We start from the raw sequence: 14,799 nt of genomic DNA on the forward strand, positions 1-14,799 counted from the left end.
CGCGCGCCTCGTCCGTCGACGCGGAGCGGGGGCCGCCGCGCCGTTCACCGGACGCCGCTCTGAATGGGTCTTGCCTTCAGACGTCGATCTCGACGTCGTCGGCCCTGAGCTCCATCAGCTCGCGCCGCGCCGCCGCTTCGCCCTTGCCCATCAGCTTGGTGATCTCGCCCTGGGTGCCGGTGACATCGAAGCGGCCCAGCCGGACCTGCAGCAGGCGCCGCGTGTCCGGGTTGAGCGTAGTTTCCCACAGCTGTTCGGCGCTCATTTCGCCCAGGCCCTTGAAGCGACTGATGCTCCAGGCGCCTTCGCGCACGCCGTCCTTGCGCAGCTTGTCGAGGATGGCGGTGAGTTCGCCTTCGTCGAGCGCATAGACCTTGGCCGCCGGCTTCTTGCCACGTGCCGGCGCATCGACACGGAACAATGGCGGCTTTGCGACATACACGTGGCCGGCGTCTATCAATTTCGGAAAGTGGCGAAAGAAGAGCGTGAGCAGCAGCACCTGGATGTGCGAGCCGTCGACGTCGGCATCGCTCAGGATGCAGACCTTGCCGTAGCGCAGGCCGGACATGTCGGGCGTGTCGTCGGGGCCGTGCGGATCGACGCCGATGGCCACCGAGATGTCGTGGATCTCGGTGTTGGCGAACAGGCGGTCGCGCTCGACCTCCCAGGTGTTGAGCACCTTGCCGCGCAGCGGCAGGATGGCCTGGCTTTCCTTGTCGCGGCCCATCTTGGCGCTGCCGCCGGCCGAGTCGCCCTCGACCAGGAAGACCTCGTTGTGCGCGATGTCCTTGCTCTCGCAATCGGTCAGCTTGCCGGGCAGCACGGCGACGCCGGAGCCCTTGCGCTTCTCGACCTTCTGCCCGGCCTTCTGCCGCGTCTGCGCGGCCTTGATGGCCAGCTCGGCGAGCTTGCGGCCGTAGTCGACATGCTGGTTGAGCCACAGCTCGAGCGCCGGCCGCACGAAGCTGGACACCAGCCGCACCGCGTCGCGCGAATTCAGGCGCTCCTTGATCTGGCCCTGGAACTGCGGATCGAGCACCTTGGCCGAGAGCACGTACGAGGCGCGCGCGAACACGTCCTCGGGCAGCAGCTTGACGCCCTTGGGCAGGAGCGAATGCAGCTCGATGAAGCTCTTCACGGCATTGAACAGGCCATCGCGCAGCCCGCTCTCGTGCGTGCCGCCGGCGCTGGTCGGGATCAGGTTGACGTAGCTCTCGCGCACCGGCTGGCCGTCTTCGGTGAAGGCCACGCACCACTCGGCGCCCTCGCCCTCGGCAAAGTTGTCGGCATTGCGGTCGGCATGGCCGGCGCCTTCGAACAGCGGGATCACCGGATCGCCGTTGAGCGTCTGCATCAGGTAGTCACGCAGGCCGCCCTTGTAGAGCCAGGTCTGGGTTTCCTTGGTCTTCTCGATCACCAGCGTCACGGTGACACCCGGCATCAGCACCGCCTTGCTGCGCAGCAGGTGCGTGAGTTCGTGGATCGGCAGCACCGGCGACTCGAAGTATTTCGGATCGGGCCACGCGCGCACCGTGGTGCCCTGCCTGCGGTCGCGCGGACCATCGCCGTTGTTCGCGCTCGCGCTTTCCTGCGGGCGGATCTTGAGCTTCTCGATCACGTCGCCGCCCGAGAATGCGAGCTGCGCCACCGAGCCTTCGCGGTACGTGATCACCTCGAGCCGCTTGGACAGCGCATTGGTCACCGAAACACCAACGCCGTGCAGCCCGCCCGAGAAGCTGTAGGCACCGCCCGAGCCCTTGTCGAACTTGCCGCCCGCATGCAGCCGCGTGTAGACCAGCTCGATCACCGGCGCCTTCTCTTCCGGATGCAGGCCGAAGGGAATGCCGCGGCCGTCGTCCTCGATGCCGACCGAGCCGTCGGCGTGCATCGTGACCTTGATCTTCTTGCCGTAGCCGGCGAGCGCTTCGTCGGCCGCGTTGTCGATCACTTCCTGGATGAGGTGCAGCGGGTTTTCGGTGCGGGTGTACATGCCCGGACGCTGCTTGACGGGCTCGAGGCCCTTGAGGACGCGGATGGAGCCTTCCGAATAGGCCGGGGGAATCGTGCTGGGGGTCGCCATGGGGGCGGATTGTATGCGTGCGAAGCGCCAAAGCCTGTATGAACATACAGAAGACGGCGATGCGGCCGCGGCATCAACCCGGGCTGCAAATATCAACAATGCCTGCGGCCCGCGCGGCCACGCTTTTTGGATACATTGCCCGGATGCCTTCCACGTCCGCGCCCCTGTCGCTCAAGCAAGTCCTCTTCTGCGGCGCCATGGTCGTCACGCTGTCGATGGGCATCCGCCATGGCTTCGGACTCTGGTTGCAGCCGATCACGCAGGAGCAGGGCTGGTCGCGGCAGACCTTCTCGTTCGCGATCGCGATCCAGAACCTGGCCTGGGGCGTGATCGGCGTGTTCGCGGGCATGCTGGCAGACAAGCTGGGCGCGTTCCGGGTGCTGCTGATCGGCGCCGTGTGCTATGCGCTCGGGCTGGCCGGCATGGCGCTGTCGCCGACGCCGCTGCTGTTCACGCTGACGGCCGGCGTGCTGATCGGCGCGGCGCAGGCGGGCACCACCTACGCCGTCGTCTATGGCGTGATCGGGCGGCAGATTGCGCCCGAGCGCCGCTCCTGGGCCATGGGCGTGGCGGCGTCGGCCGGCTCCTTCGGGCAGTTCCTCATGGTGCCGATCGAGGGCCAACTGATCTCGCGGCTCGGCTGGCACACGGCGCTGATCGTGCTCGCGATGATGGTGCTGGTGATCGTGCCGCTGGCCTTCGGCCTGCGCGAGCCGCGCAGCTCGGCCGCGGCCACCGTGCCACGCGAGCAGACGGTCGTGCGCGCGGTGGCCGAAGCCTTCCGCTACCCAAGCTTCGGCTTCCTGATGGCCGGCTATTTCGTCTGCGGCTTCCAGTTGGCGTTCATCGGCGTGCACATGCCGAGCTACCTGCGCGACAAGGGCCTCGGGCCCGAGGTCGCGAGCTATGCGCTGGCGCTGGTCGGGCTGTTCAATGTCTTCGGCTCCTACCTCGCGGGCATGCTGGGCCAGCGCTTCGCCAAGCGCAAGATCCTGGCCGTGATCTACCTGGGCCGCGCGATCGCGATCGCGCTCTTCATCGGGTTGCCGGTCTCGCCGCTCTCGACCTATGTGTTCGCGGCGGTGCTCGGCTTCCTCTGGCTGTCGACGGTGCCGACCACCAACGCGCTGGTGGCGCAGATCTTCGGCGTGGCGCACCTGTCGATGCTGAGCGGCTTCGTGTTCCTGAGCCACCAGGTCGGCTCGTTCCTCGGCATCTGGCTCGGCGGCTATCTCTACGACAGCACCGGCAGCTACGACATCCTGTGGTACATCGCCATCGCGCTCGGCGTGTTCGCCGCGCTGATCAATCTGCCGGTGCGGGAAAGCGCGATCGCACGGCCGATCGCGCAACCCGCCTGAGCCTGCACGACCATGAACACGAAGCCGACGCTGCACCAACGCCTGCGCCATGCCGGGTGGCTGGCCGCAGCGGCGATCGTGCTGGCCGGCGTGTTCGCGCTCTACACCCGGCCGGCGTTCATGGTGACGCTGATCGACCAGTTCTGGGCCTGCTTTTGAACCACGCGACGCTCACGCCCTCGCCCTGGATCGTGCGCTGGTCGCACCTGCCCGCAGCCGATGCCACGGTGCTCGACGTCGCCTGCGGCGCGGGCCGGCACATGCAGTGGTTCGCGCAACGCGGCCATGCGGTGACCGGCGTGGACCGCTCGCCGGAGGCCGTCGATGCGGCCGGCCGCTTCGGACGCGCCGTGCTGGCCGACATCGAGGCCGGGCCATGGCCGTTCGCCGGCCAGCGCTTCGGCGCCGTGGTCGTGACCAACTACCTCTGGCGGCCGCGCCTGCCCGACATCGTCGCGGCGGTCGCGCCCGGCGGCGTGCTGCTGTACGAAACGTTCGCAATGGGCAATGAGACCGTCGGCAAGCCGTCGCGACCGGACTTCCTGCTCGCGCCCGGCGAGTTGCTGGCCGCCTGTGCGCCCTTGCGGGTGGTGGCCTACGAGGACGGCTTCCTGAGCGCGCCGGAGCGCTTCGTCCAGCGCATCGCGGCCGTGCGCCCGTCCGGCGCCGCGCCTGCGCGCCACCCCCTCTAGGGAAAGCCCGCACGGGCCTTCGCCGCCGGACCGTTCCGGCCTGCGCCGGGGCCGTCCGGCGGATCAGTAGAATGTGTACCTTTCGTGCAACCGACAAAGAGATTCCCTTGGAGCAACTGACAGGCAGCATCGTCGCGCTCGTCACGCCGATGCATGACGACGGCAGTGTCGACTATCCCGCCTTGCGCCGGCTCATCGACTGGCACATCGACGAAGGCACCGATTGCCTCGGCGTGGTCGGTACCACGGGCGAGTCGCCGACGGTCGATGTCGAAGAGCACTGCGAGATCATCCGCGTCTCGGTCGAGCAGGCCCGCGGGCGCGTGCCCATCATGGCCGGCTGCGGCGCGAATTCCACCAAGGAAGCGATCGAGCTCGCCAGGTTCGCCAAGGGCGTCGGCGCCGACTCGCAATTGCAGGTCGTGCCCTACTACAACAAGCCGACGCAGGAAGGCCAGTACCGGCATTTCAAGGCGATCGCCGAAGCGGTGGGCGACCTGCCGACCGTGCTCTACAACGTACCGGGCCGCACCGTCGCCGATATGGCGCACGACACCGTGCTGCGCCTCGCGCAGGTGCCCGGGATCATCGGCATCAAGGAAGCGACCGGCAACATCGAGCGTGCGCAGTGGCTGATCCGCGACCTGCCGAAGAATTTCGCCGTCTACTCGGGCGACGATCCGACCGCCGTGGCGCTGATGCTGTGCGGCGGCCAGGGCAACATCAGCGTCACCGCCAATGTCGCGCCGCGCAAGATGCATGAGCTCTGCATGGCGGCGATCGCCGGCGATGCGAAGCGCGCGATGCAGATCCAGTTCGAACTGATGCCCCTGCACCGCCACCTGTTCGTCGAGCCCAACCCCATTCCCGTCAAGTGGGCCATGGCTCGCCTGGGCCTGTGCGGCGGCGCGCTGCGGTTGCCGCTCACCGAGCTCGGCGAAGCGAGCCGCCCAGTGGTCGAATCCGCGCTGCGCGCGAGCGGCCTGCTCAAGGACTGAGCCATCTTTACTCGCCGTACGCGAACGCCGGCAACCTTTTGCGCGGCCTGCGCTCTGAAAGACGGGCGCTGCGGCCCATCGATAGATCGAACCATCCTCCAAGGAAGACGACGTTGAACACCATTTCGCGATTTGCACTGCTGGCACTGGTCACCAGCCTCGCTGCCTGCTCGGCCCTCGAAGGCGACAAGATCGACTACAAGAGCGCCGGCAAGGCACCCACGCTCGAAGTGCCGCCCGATCTCACGCAGCTGTCGCGCGAAAACCGCTATGCCGTGCCCGGTGGCACCGTCAGCGCCAATTCGTACCAGGCCGGCATCGCCAATGCGCCGGGCGTGCCGACCGCGGTCAGTTCCGTCGGCGACGTGCGCATGGAGCGTTCGGGGTCCGAGCGCTGGATCGTCGTCGGCCGCACACCCGAGCAGCTCTGGGAACCGGTGCGCGACTTCTGGCAGGAGAACGGCTTCCTGCTCACCACCGACCAGCGCAACCTCGGGATCATGGAAACCGACTGGGCCGAGAACCGCGCCAAGCTGCCGCAGGACATCATCCGCAGCACGCTCGGCAAGATCGTCGACCCGATCTATTCGACCGGCGAACTCGACCGTTTCCGCACCCGCATGGAACGCACGCCCAACGGCACCGAGATCTTCGTCAGCCATCGCGGCATGCAGGAGGTCTACAGCACGTCGCGCCAGGACCAGACGGTGTGGCAGCCCCGGCCGAGCGACCCCGAACTCGAAGCCGAATTCCTGCGCCGCCTGATGGTCAAGCTCGGCGTCTCGCAGGAGCAATCGAAGATCCTGGCCGCGACCGCCGCGACGCCGCAGACATCGCGCGTCGCCAACGTCGGCGGCCAGCCGGTGGTGCAGATCAGCGAAGGCTTCGAGCGCGCATGGCGCCGTGTCGGCCTGGCACTCGATCGCACCGGCTTCACGGTGGAGGATCGCGACCGCAGCGCCGGCATCTACTTCGTGCGCTACGTGACGCCGGATCCGAACAAGAAGGAGCCCAGCTTCTTCGGCAAGATCTTCAGCAGCAGTTCTTCCAAGAACGAAGCGCCGCTCAAGTTCCGCATCCTGGTCAAGAGCCAGGGCGAAGCGAGCACGGTCTCGGTGTTGAACGGGGCGGGTGTGCCCGAGTCTTCGGCCAATGCACAACGAATCGTTCAAGTCATCGCCGATGACCTGAAGTAGCGGCAACAAGTCCCATGCTGCGTTTTCGCAGTCTCGGGAGCGGTAGCACCGGCAACGCCACGGTGGTCGAAGCGGTCAGCGATGGCCGCACGTCGAGACTGCTGATCGACTGCGGCTTCGCGCTGCGGCATCTCGATGCACGGCTGGCGCGTGCCGGACTCGCGGCAGGCGACATCGATGCGATCTTCGTCACGCATGAACACGGCGATCACATCGGCTGCGCGCATGCGCTGTCGCGCCGCGATCGCATCCCGGTCTGGATGAGCGAAGGCACCTGGCTGGCGACCGGCGGGCGCGACTTCGAGGGGCGGCTGAAGCTCGCGCGCGACGGCGCCGACATCCATGTCGGCGACCTCGTGGTGCAGCCGTTCACCGTGCCGCACGATGCGCGCGAACCGCTGCAATTGCGCTGCACCGACGGCGCGCGCAGCCTCGGCGTGCTGACCGACCTGGGCCACGCGACACCGCACGTGCTTGCGCAGTTGACGCGACTCGATGCCTTGCTGCTCGAGTTCAACCACGACAGCGAGATGCTGGCCGCTTCGGCCTACCCGCCGTTCCTCAAGCTGCGCGTCGGCGGCAACTACGGCCACTTGTCGAATGCCGCCGCCGCGGCCATTGCACACGCGGTGCATCACGACGGCCTGCGGCATGTGCTGGCGGCGCATCTGAGCGAACAGAACAACCGTCCCGACATCGTTCGACGCATGCTGGCCGATGCGCTGGGTGCGCATGAGGACGAGATGCTCGCCGCGAGCGCCGCGGACGGATCACCCTGGCTCGATCTTTGAGGCCATGAAAAAGGCCGCCCGAAGGCGGCCTGCGTCGAGACGCTGATGCGCATGAAGCGACTCAGGGCTTCTTCGCTGCGTCGGTGGCCGCATTCGCTGCGTCGAGCGCGGAAGACGCACTGGACGAAGGCGCCATGGCCGAATCGGAAGCCGTGGGTGCCGGCATTGCGGAAGAATCGGATGCAGCAGGTGCCATGGGCGCAGCCGGTGCCGCGGGTGGCGTGACCTCGGCGGGCGGTGGCGTGCTGACGGCAGGTGCGGTCTCTTCCTTCTTGCCGCATGCGGTCAATGCAGCAGCGACGATCAAAGAGGCAAGCAGGACGGACTTCTTCATTAGTGGGCTCCTTAGGGTGAAGATCTGGAATGGAAAATTCTAGACCTCCACCCTCGCCGGACTATGTCTGGGCCGACGATTCGCGGCATTGGCTTACAAGCCGAGCGTCGTTGCCGGAAATCCCGGTTTCGCATGGCGAAGGCACTCGTCGAGCCGCTCGCGAAGCGCCCGGCGGCCTTCGGGCTCGCGGCCGCAAACGCCTCGGCCGTGCTCGATGTCGATGCGGTTCAGGAACCAGGACGGCGTCCAGATCGCGCTCGGCACCTGCGGCAAGCCGGGCCCTTCGCAGGCACGGCATTCGATGATGTGGCTCCACATGCGGCGCCAATGGACAAAGCGCGCATGTTCGCGATCGAAGACATCGAAGCGCTGCGCCAGCAGAACGAGGCGGCGACCCGCCGACGCCCAGGCCTGCAGCGCATCGACGATGGCACGCTCACCGAGCGGCCAGTCGTCGAAGGCCGGATCGCTCAGCACGATCTCGCGCCAGTTCTGATTTGCAGCCGCGGCCAGCGCGGCGTGCACATGCGCGTGGAATGCATGGCGGCCATCGACCGGACCTTCCGGCAGATCGATATTCGGAATTTCATTCTCATTCGGCATGCAGCCACCCCGCTTCGCACCAGTCGCCCAACAAGGCCAACGCGTCGTCGCTGGCGCCCTTCAGATCGCGCGCGCCGAGGGCGCGCTCGTCCGCCAGCCGACGCATGAGTTTCGCATCGCGCCCCGAGGCGCGAAAGCTTTCGCCGTTGATGTAGAGATGCCGCGCGTCATACAGCATGCGCGTGCGGCGGTCGAGCGCCACGGCATTGAATTCGGAAGGGAGTTCGCCCTGCTCGAACCAGACGCTGGCCTTGGGCTCCGTCATCGATTCACCCAGCGCGCGGTCGATGGCGTCAGCCTCCCGCAAGGCAGCCATCACCGCGTCACGCGCAAAGGCCTGCAGCGCGGGTGGCATCGCGGCGGGCGCATCGAGCGCAGGTTGCGCGGGGTCGCGGTAGTGGACGGCAGTCCGCACGGTCTCTTCCAGCGCGTCGGCCTGTGCCTCCGCGATGCGCGCGAGCAGATCCGCACCGAGCGGCGCAGCGGCCGGCGAGCGCAATCCGATCGAACAGGTCATGCAATCGCCACCGACCGCGACGCCATCGTGCGCATAGCGCGGCGGCAGGTACAGCATGTCGCCGGGTTCGAGCACGAAGCTCTGCTCGGGCTCGAACTGCGCAAGGATCTTGAGCGGAACGTCCGGCTGCAGCCCAAGGTCGCGCTGCCTGCCGATCGACCAGCGGCGGCGCCCCTGGACCTGCAGCAGAAACACGTCGTAACTGTCGAAGTGCGGGCCGACGCCGCCCTCGTCGCTCGCATAGCTGATCATCAGATCGTCCAGGCGCGCATCAGGCACGAAACGGAACTGTTGCAACAGTTCGTAGGCGCGTTGGTGATGCAGATCGACGCCTTGCACCAGCAGCGTCCAGCCCGGCTGTCCCGGCGAAGGCAGGGCCCGGCGTGCGAAGGGGCCGTGACGCAGCGTCCAGCCGCTCTTGCCGTGGCGAATCAGCCGCGACTCGACGCCCTCCTGCCCGGCCAGCGCGAACAACGCCGCGCGCTCGATCGGCGGCGCCATGGCAGGCATCGCCTGGCGCACCAGCAACGGCTTCTTCTGCCAGTGACGGCGCATGAACAGGCTTGCACTGAGGCCGCCGAGCAAAGACAAGGGTTGGTGAATCTCCATGGGAGAATTCTCCCCCATGGAAATCTCAGAACAATGCGTGGTCGGCCTGACCTGGGCCTTGAAGGACACCCTGGGCGAAGTCCTGGACGTGCTCGACGATCCGGTCGAATTCCTGGTCGGCGGCGACGACCTCTTCGATGCGATCGAAGCCGCGCTGCTCGGCCATGAGCCGGGTGCGAGGGTCCAGCTCCAACTCGAACCCGAACAGGCCTTCGGCGACTTCAACGACCAGTTGCTGTTCCTCGAGCCGCGCATGCTGTTCCCCGAAGGCACCGAGGAAGGCATGACCTTCGACGGCGCCGCGCTGCCGCAGGGCGTGAACCCCGACATGCCCAAGGACGTGATCTACACCGTGAGCGAAATCTATCCCGAGCATCTGGTGCTCGACGGCAACCATCCCCTCGCCGGCATCGCGATCCGCCTCGACATCATGGTGAGATCGGTGCGCGAAGCGACAGAGGAAGAGATCGGCAAAGGCACCGCCGGCACAGGCTTTTTCAAAGTCCCGCCCACAGCCCCGGGCAACGACCTGCTGCATTGAACCGAACTAAGCAACGCGCAAAGAAAAGGCGCCGCTCAAAAGCGGCGCCTTTCGTGAAACACCGCGGAACCGGCTCAGCCGGGCCGCAGGTGTTGCCCCCGGCAGGGGGTGGGCGGCCACACGAAGTGGGCAAGCCTGGGGGCGAGCCTAGAGCCTCGAGATCTGGCCGTTGTCGATCCGCACGCGATCGCCGATGCGCAGATCGCCCGGCGTCGGAACATCGAAGGCCCGGTAGGCGCCGTTGTCGGTCTGCACCGACACGCGATAGCTCTGATAGGTGCGCGGGCCGTTCTGGTTGGCCTCGATGTTGTTGCCGAGCAGCGCGCCGCCAACGACGCCGAGTGCGGTGGCCGCCGCACGGCCGCTGCCGCGTCCGATCTGGTTGCCGAGCACGCCGCCGATCACGCCGCCTGCCACCGCACCGCCACCGGAGGTGCCGGTGCCCGCGGTCTGGCTCTGGAGCACTTCGATGTTGGCCACGCGGCCATATTCGACATAAGCGCCCTGGGCCTGGGGATACGCGGGCTGGTAGGGATAGCGCGTGGTCTGATAGACCGGTGCCGGCGCGACGCAGGCTGTCAGCGTGGAGAGCGCAAGCACCGACGCGGTGATGGCAACAAGGCGAAACGAGATCTTCATGATGGGTACTCCTCGAAAAGGGCGCGATCGGGGTCTCGAAAGAAAACCCCCGCACATGGGCTTTAACGCGTCCGGCGCCTTCGGGATGACGACCGGAACATGTTGAAACCTTCGACGATCCGCGCCATGGCCGGTTCCGCTCTTTACCTGTGGGTTACGTGCGCGCGCACGTGAAGGAGACCGCCTGCAGCGGGCTTCAGGCGATCTTGCGCGCGTGCGCCCGCATCGCGTCATCGTCGACGGCCGGGCGCCGCGCATAGCGCTGCGCGATCACCGCGCAGGCCATCAGCTGGATCTGATGGAACAGCATCAGCGGCAGCACGATCGCGCCGACCGCCTGCGAGGCGAACAGCACCTTCGCCATCGGAATGCCGCTCGCCAGGCTCTTCTTGGAGCCGCAGAAGACGATGGTGATCTCGTCGGCCTTGCTGAAGCCCAGGCGCCGGGCGACGAAAGTCGTGAAGCCGAGTGCAAGCGCCAGCAGCACCACGCACACCACCAGCAGCCCGGCCAGCGCAGACAGCGGAACCTGCTTCCACAGGCCTTCGATCACGGCCGCGCTGAATGCGGTGTAGACCACCAGCAGGATCGAGCCGCGATCGACCACGGTCAGGATCGCGGCACGCCGCTTCACGAAGCCGCCGATCCATGGCCGCAGCAGATGGCCGGCGATGAAAGGAACCATCAGCTGCAGCAGGATGTGCCAGATCGCATCGAGCGACGAGCCTGCCGCGCCATTCGGCACGACGACCAGATTGACCAGCACGGGCGTCACGAAGACGCCGAGCAGCGTCGACGCGGAAGCACTGCAGACGGCGGCCGGGATGTTGCCGCGCGCCATCGAGGTGAAGGCGATCGCCGACTGCACGGTGGCCGGCAGCACGCACAGGTACAGCACGCCGGTATAGAGCTCGGGCGTGACGAGCGGCGTGAGCACCGGCCGCAGCAGCAGGCCCAGCACCGGGAACATCACGAAGGTGCTGATGAATACCAGCAGGTGCAGCCGCCAGTGCGTGATGCCGCCAAGGATGGCCTCGCGCGACAGCTTGGCGCCATGCAGGAAGAACAACAGACCGATCGCGACGGTCGTGAGGTGCTCGAAGAACCGGCCTGTCGCGCCGCCGGCCGGCCACAGGCTGGCGAGAACGACGACGGCAACGAGGGCAATGGTGAAGTTGTCGGGAAGAAAGCGTGAACGGGCCATGGCGCAGATTGGACCGCGGTCCGATTGAAAAGTGAAATGGATTTATCTGATAGATATATGATTCTTGCGCATGAACGTGACCTTGCGCCAGCTTCGCGTCTTCCGGGCCGTGGCCGCGGGCCGCAACTTCAGCCGCGCGGGCGATCAGGTGGGCCTCACGCAGCCGGCGGTCAGCCGCTCGATCTCCGAACTCGAGGCGCAACTCGGCCTGAAACTGCTCGACCGCACCACGCGCGAGGTCGCATTGACCGAAGCCGGCCAATCGCTCGCCGCGCGGCTCGACCGGGTGCTCGACGAACTCGAACAGGCCTTGGCCGACACCCACGACATGGCGAGCGCGCGGCGCGGCAAGGTGCGGGTGGCCAGCAGCCCGACACTGTCCGCCAATCTGATGCCGGGCTGCATCGCCGAGTGCGCGCGGCGCCACCCCGAGATCGAATTCGTGCTGCTCGACCGCATCCAGAAAGACGTGCTCGACAGCGTGCGTGCCGGCGAGGTCGACTTCGGCGTCGTGGTCGAGCCGCCCGCCGCCGATGACCTGTACGGCGAAACCATTCTCGAAGACCCGTTCTGCCTGATCCTGCATCCCTCCCATCGCCTCGCCACACGCAGCAGCGTGCGCTGGTCGGCGCTCGATGGCGAGTCGCTGGTGCTGCTCGACCACGCCTCCGGCAGCCGGCGCCTGATCGACGACGCGCTTGCCGGACATGGCGCGCACTGCGAAGTGCGGCAGCAGGTCGGCCATGCGACCACCGCCTTTCGCATGGTCGAGGCCGGCATCGGGATCAGCGTGATGCCTGCGCTGGCCGTGCCACCGGCCGGCCTGCAGGCGCTGGCCGTGCGCCCGCTCGTGCCGCGGATGCAGCGCGCGATCATGCTGGTGCATCGGCGCAACCGCGCGCCCTCCCCGCTGGCGCAGCGGGTGTGGCGGCTGGTCCGAGAGACCGTCGCCCTCAGCCCGTCGAGCCGAAGCCCCCCGCACCCCGTTCGCTCGACGCCGAGAACGAAGTGACGACGGTGAAGCGCGGGCGCAGGATGGGCACGAACATCATCTGCGCGATGCGCTCGCCGGGCTCGATGCGGATCGGCTCGCTGCCGGCCGGATTGCGGTTCCACACGCTGACCATCACCGTGCCGGTGTAGTCCGCGTCGATGACGCCGACGGAGTTGCCGAGCACGAGGCCACGCTTGTGACCCATCCCCGAACGCGGCGCGATCAGGGCCGCGATGCCAGGATCGGCGATGTGCATCGCGAAGCCCGCCGAGATCAGGATCGCCGGGCTGCCGGGCGCGATCGAGAGGCTCTGATCGGCGCACGCATGCAGGTCGATGGCCGCGGCCATCGGCGACTGGTATTCGGGCAGGCCCCATTCCTCGAGCCTCGGGTCGAGGATCAGGAACTCTATGTCGGGACGCGAAGGGGTCAGCTGCATGTCAGTCGTCGGATTCGTTGAGGTTCGGCGCTATTGTCTCCGCACCGCATCCGCCGCCACGAAACCTCACTTGCCGGACGTCTTCTTCTGCTGCTGCTTGCGCGCCTCTTCCGCCAGCCATTCGCGCCAGTTCGCCATCCCGGGCGGCAGCGCCCAGCGCCGCAGCCGATGGGCCAGCCAGAGCCCGCCCACGAGAACCAGCACGACGATCGAGAACGACACCTTGAGCGTCAGCAGCGCGAGCAAGGCGAAGACCCAGCCGATCGCCAGCGCCTTGGCGAGGTTGTGCGCGCCCTGGCCGCCGCTCTCGCCGCGCGGCACTTCGCCGTTCGATTGCGCGCTGCGCCGCGCTGCGGCGACCGCGCTGTCCGTCGCGCCGTGCGGCGCCGAGGACGGCGTCATGCCGACATCGAGCCCATGCTCGCCTTCCTGCGGCGGACGCTGCGGCAGCGCCGCCTGGGCCGAGAGGCGCTCGACGTAGCGCGCGAAATCGCCGTCGGGCGGCGTGTTCCAGTCCGGGTTCATCGCTGCCGTCCGGACGGCAACCGTGCCGCGATCTCGGCCACCAGCTCGCGTGCCAGCATGAGCTTGGGCGCGCGCGGCAGCTCGCGCACGCCGTCGGCATCGACCAGCAGCAGGCTGTTGTGGTCCTGTCCGAAAGTCAGCGGACCGATGTTGCCGACCAGGAGCGGAATGCCCTTGCGCGCGCGCTTGGCCTTCGCATGCTCGACGAGGTTCTCGCTTTCGGCCGCGAAGCCGACGCAGAACAGTTCGCCGGCCTTGGCGCGCGCGCCCTGGGCCACGGTCAGCAGGATGTCGTCGTTCTCGACGAAGTGCAGCACCGGCGGCTGGCCGCTGCCATCCTTCTTGATCTTGTGTTCGCTGTGCGAAGCCGGCCGCCAGTCGGCCACCGCGGCCGTGGCGACGAAGACGCTCGCGTGCTGCGTGGCGCCGAGCGTGGCTTCGAGCATCTGCCGCGCCGAGGTCACGTCGACACGCTGCACGCCGCGCGGCGTCGGCAGATGCACCGGCCCGGCGATCAGCGTGACCTCCGCACCCGCCTCGCGGGCCGCGCGCGCGATCGCGAAGCCCATCTTGCCCGACGAATGGTTGGTGATGCCGCGGATCGGATCGAGCGCCTCGAAGGTCGGGCCGGCGGTGACGACCACGTGCTCGCCGGCCAGCACCTTGGGCTGGAACTCGGCCACGATCTCTTCGAACAACTGGGCGGGTTCGAGCATCCGGCCGTCGCCGGTCTCGCCGCAGGCCTGCCAGCCGTTGCCGACGCCCAGCACGCGCGCACCGTCGGCATCGACCTGCCGCAGGTTGCGCTGGGTGGCCGGATGCACCCACATCTCGCGGTTCATCGCCGGCGCGATCAGGAGCGGCACGCGCTCGGCCGGGCGCGCCAGGCACAGCAGGCTCAGCAGCTCGTCGGAGCGGCCCTGCACCAGGCGCGCGATGAAGTCGGCGCTGGCCGGCGCCAGCACGATCGCATCGGCCTCGCGGCTCAGGTTGATGTGCGGCATGTTGTTGGGCTCGCGCACGTCCCACTGCGAGCCGTAGACGGGCCGCCCGGACAGGGCCTGCATCGTCACCGGCGTGATGAACTGCGTGGCCGCCTCGGTCATCACGACCTGGACCGTGGCGCCGGCCTTCACGAGCAGCCGGCACAGCTCGGCCGACTTGTAGCAGGCGATGCCACCCGTGAGACCCAGAACGATATGTTTGCCATCCAACTCTTGCATGGCCGGCAGTGTAAAGGGGTATGGCCCGACCTCTATAATCGCAATTTCCCACT

Annotated in this window: 17 protein-coding genes; 8 read left to right on the top strand and 9 right to left on the bottom strand. The window is 67.5% G+C overall.

Translation table 11 applies throughout. The features are described 5' to 3' along the window. Nucleotides 1–76: 76 nt before the first annotated feature. Nucleotides 77–2,080 carry a DNA topoisomerase IV subunit B gene (locus tag E5P2_RS15770; RefSeq protein WP_162568074.1) on the bottom strand — a complete coding sequence of 668 codons (2,004 nt, stop codon included), beginning with the start codon at nt 2,078–2,080 and terminating at the stop codon, nt 77–79. Between the two features lie 143 nt (nt 2,081–2,223). On the opposite strand from E5P2_RS15770, the gene E5P2_RS15775 reads away from it, so the two are divergent. From E5P2_RS15775 to E5P2_RS15800, 6 genes are all read left to right on the top strand, one after another. Next, entirely contained in the window at nt 2,224–3,441 is a 1,218-nt protein-coding gene (locus tag E5P2_RS15775; protein WP_162568075.1) for an MFS transporter, read from the top strand. Between the two features lie 12 nt (nt 3,442–3,453). Next, entirely contained in the window at nt 3,454–3,600 is a 147-nt protein-coding gene (locus E5P2_RS15780) for a hypothetical protein (RefSeq protein WP_162565133.1), read from the top strand. Next, nucleotides 3,597–4,133, top strand: coding sequence for a class I SAM-dependent methyltransferase (locus E5P2_RS15785; RefSeq protein ID WP_232080717.1), 537 nt, complete (start codon nt 3,597–3,599; stop codon nt 4,131–4,133). The genes E5P2_RS15780 and E5P2_RS15785 overlap by 4 nt, the downstream gene beginning before the upstream one ends. Before the next feature lie 71 nt (nt 4,134–4,204). Continuing rightward, nucleotides 4,205–5,131, top strand: a complete 927-nt coding sequence (gene dapA / locus E5P2_RS15790; RefSeq protein WP_162568076.1) for a 4-hydroxy-tetrahydrodipicolinate synthase — start codon at nt 4,205–4,207, stop codon at nt 5,129–5,131. A 113-nt stretch (nt 5,132–5,244) separates the two neighbouring features. Further along, nucleotides 5,245–6,327 (top strand): outer membrane protein assembly factor BamC, encoded by a 1,083-nt coding sequence (bamC, locus tag E5P2_RS15795; protein WP_162568077.1) that lies wholly within the window; start codon nt 5,245–5,247, stop codon nt 6,325–6,327. A gap of 14 nt (nt 6,328–6,341) precedes the next feature. Next, complete coding sequence (locus E5P2_RS15800; RefSeq protein WP_162568078.1) at nt 6,342–7,118, top strand: MBL fold metallo-hydrolase; 777 nt, start codon at nt 6,342–6,344, stop codon at nt 7,116–7,118. 61 nt (nt 7,119–7,179) lie between these two features. On the opposite strand, the gene E5P2_RS15805 is transcribed toward E5P2_RS15800, so the two are convergent. The 3 genes from E5P2_RS15805 to E5P2_RS15815 all read right to left on the bottom strand — a co-directional run bounded on the left by E5P2_RS15805 (nt 7,180) and on the right by E5P2_RS15815 (nt 9,181). Further along, complete coding sequence (locus tag E5P2_RS15805; RefSeq protein WP_162568079.1) at nt 7,180–7,452, bottom strand: hypothetical protein; 273 nt, start codon at nt 7,450–7,452, stop codon at nt 7,180–7,182. A gap of 93 nt (nt 7,453–7,545) precedes the next feature. Beyond that, nucleotides 7,546–8,055 (bottom strand): hypothetical protein, encoded by a 510-nt coding sequence (locus tag E5P2_RS15810; RefSeq protein ID WP_162568080.1) that lies wholly within the window; start codon nt 8,053–8,055, stop codon nt 7,546–7,548. Beyond that, nucleotides 8,045–9,181 carry a cupin domain-containing protein gene (locus E5P2_RS15815; protein ID WP_162568081.1) on the bottom strand — a complete coding sequence of 379 codons (1,137 nt, stop codon included), beginning with the start codon at nt 9,179–9,181 and terminating at the stop codon, nt 8,045–8,047. The genes E5P2_RS15810 and E5P2_RS15815 overlap by 11 nt, the downstream gene beginning before the upstream one ends. A gap of 16 nt (nt 9,182–9,197) precedes the next feature. On the opposite strand from E5P2_RS15815, the gene E5P2_RS15820 reads away from it, so the two are divergent. Continuing rightward, nucleotides 9,198–9,722, top strand: coding sequence for an FKBP-type peptidyl-prolyl cis-trans isomerase (locus E5P2_RS15820; protein WP_162568082.1), 525 nt, complete (start codon nt 9,198–9,200; stop codon nt 9,720–9,722). 147 nt (nt 9,723–9,869) lie between these two features. Here the strand turns inward: E5P2_RS15820 and E5P2_RS15825 are convergent, their stop codons facing one another. Next, nucleotides 9,870–10,361 carry a glycine zipper 2TM domain-containing protein gene (locus tag E5P2_RS15825; RefSeq protein ID WP_162568083.1) on the bottom strand — a complete coding sequence of 164 codons (492 nt, stop codon included), beginning with the start codon at nt 10,359–10,361 and terminating at the stop codon, nt 9,870–9,872. A gap of 196 nt (nt 10,362–10,557) precedes the next feature. Beyond that, nucleotides 10,558–11,565: a bile acid:sodium symporter family protein gene (locus E5P2_RS15830; protein WP_162568084.1), complete on the bottom strand. Its 1,008-nt coding sequence runs from the start codon at nt 11,563–11,565 to the stop codon at nt 10,558–10,560. Nucleotides 11,566–11,635: 70 nt separating this feature from the next. On the opposite strand from E5P2_RS15830, the gene E5P2_RS15835 reads away from it, so the two are divergent. Next, complete coding sequence (locus E5P2_RS15835) at nt 11,636–12,577, top strand: LysR family transcriptional regulator (protein ID WP_162568085.1); 942 nt, start codon at nt 11,636–11,638, stop codon at nt 12,575–12,577. Here E5P2_RS15835 and dut read toward each other — a convergent pair. The 3 genes from dut to coaBC form a co-directional block, all read right to left on the bottom strand. Next, nucleotides 12,519–12,998, bottom strand: a complete 480-nt coding sequence (gene dut / locus E5P2_RS15840) for a dUTP diphosphatase (RefSeq protein WP_162568086.1) — start codon at nt 12,996–12,998, stop codon at nt 12,519–12,521. The genes E5P2_RS15835 and dut overlap by 59 nt on opposite strands. Nucleotides 12,999–13,064: 66 nt before the next feature. Next, entirely contained in the window at nt 13,065–13,523 is a 459-nt protein-coding gene (locus E5P2_RS15845; protein WP_162568087.1) for a hypothetical protein, read from the bottom strand. Continuing rightward, nucleotides 13,520–14,746 (bottom strand): bifunctional phosphopantothenoylcysteine decarboxylase/phosphopantothenate--cysteine ligase CoaBC, encoded by a 1,227-nt coding sequence (gene coaBC, locus E5P2_RS15850; RefSeq protein ID WP_162568088.1) that lies wholly within the window; start codon nt 14,744–14,746, stop codon nt 13,520–13,522. The genes E5P2_RS15845 and coaBC overlap by 4 nt, the downstream gene beginning before the upstream one ends. Nucleotides 14,747–14,799 lie beyond the last annotated feature (53 nt).

The sequence above is a fragment of the Variovorax sp. SRS16 genome, assembly GCF_901827165.1.
Classification (GTDB): Bacteria; Pseudomonadota; Gammaproteobacteria; order Burkholderiales; family Burkholderiaceae_C; genus Variovorax.

What these genes read in the sequence shown, in the direction of transcription:
- E5P2_RS15815 (WP_162568081.1), bottom strand. Translation starts at nt 9,181, where the DNA reads ATGGAGATTCACCAACCCTTGTCTTTGCTCGGCGGCCTCAGTGCAAGC.
- E5P2_RS15830 (WP_162568084.1), bottom strand. Translation starts at nt 11,565, where the DNA reads ATGGCCCGTTCACGCTTTCTTCCCGACAACTTCACCATTGCCCTCGTT.
- coaBC (WP_162568088.1), bottom strand. Translation starts at nt 14,746, where the DNA reads ATGCAAGAGTTGGATGGCAAACATATCGTTCTGGGTCTCACGGGTGGC.
- E5P2_RS15780 (WP_162565133.1), top strand. Translation starts at nt 3,454, where the DNA reads ATGAACACGAAGCCGACGCTGCACCAACGCCTGCGCCATGCCGGGTGG.
- E5P2_RS15805 (WP_162568079.1), bottom strand. Translation starts at nt 7,452, where the DNA reads ATGAAGAAGTCCGTCCTGCTTGCCTCTTTGATCGTCGCTGCTGCATTG.
- E5P2_RS15810 (WP_162568080.1), bottom strand. Translation starts at nt 8,055, where the DNA reads ATGCCGAATGAGAATGAAATTCCGAATATCGATCTGCCGGAAGGTCCG.
- E5P2_RS15845 (WP_162568087.1), bottom strand. Translation starts at nt 13,523, where the DNA reads ATGAACCCGGACTGGAACACGCCGCCCGACGGCGATTTCGCGCGCTAC.
- dapA (WP_162568076.1), top strand. Translation starts at nt 4,205, where the DNA reads ATGTGTACCTTTCGTGCAACCGACAAAGAGATTCCCTTGGAGCAACTG.
- E5P2_RS15800 (WP_162568078.1), top strand. Translation starts at nt 6,342, where the DNA reads ATGCTGCGTTTTCGCAGTCTCGGGAGCGGTAGCACCGGCAACGCCACG.
- E5P2_RS15775 (WP_162568075.1), top strand. Translation starts at nt 2,224, where the DNA reads ATGCCTTCCACGTCCGCGCCCCTGTCGCTCAAGCAAGTCCTCTTCTGC.
- E5P2_RS15835 (WP_162568085.1), top strand. Translation starts at nt 11,636, where the DNA reads ATGAACGTGACCTTGCGCCAGCTTCGCGTCTTCCGGGCCGTGGCCGCG.
- E5P2_RS15820 (WP_162568082.1), top strand. Translation starts at nt 9,198, where the DNA reads ATGGAAATCTCAGAACAATGCGTGGTCGGCCTGACCTGGGCCTTGAAG.
- dut (WP_162568086.1), bottom strand. Translation starts at nt 12,998, where the DNA reads ATGCAGCTGACCCCTTCGCGTCCCGACATAGAGTTCCTGATCCTCGAC.
- E5P2_RS15770 (WP_162568074.1), bottom strand. Translation starts at nt 2,080, where the DNA reads ATGGCGACCCCCAGCACGATTCCCCCGGCCTATTCGGAAGGCTCCATC.
- E5P2_RS15825 (WP_162568083.1), bottom strand. Translation starts at nt 10,361, where the DNA reads ATGAAGATCTCGTTTCGCCTTGTTGCCATCACCGCGTCGGTGCTTGCG.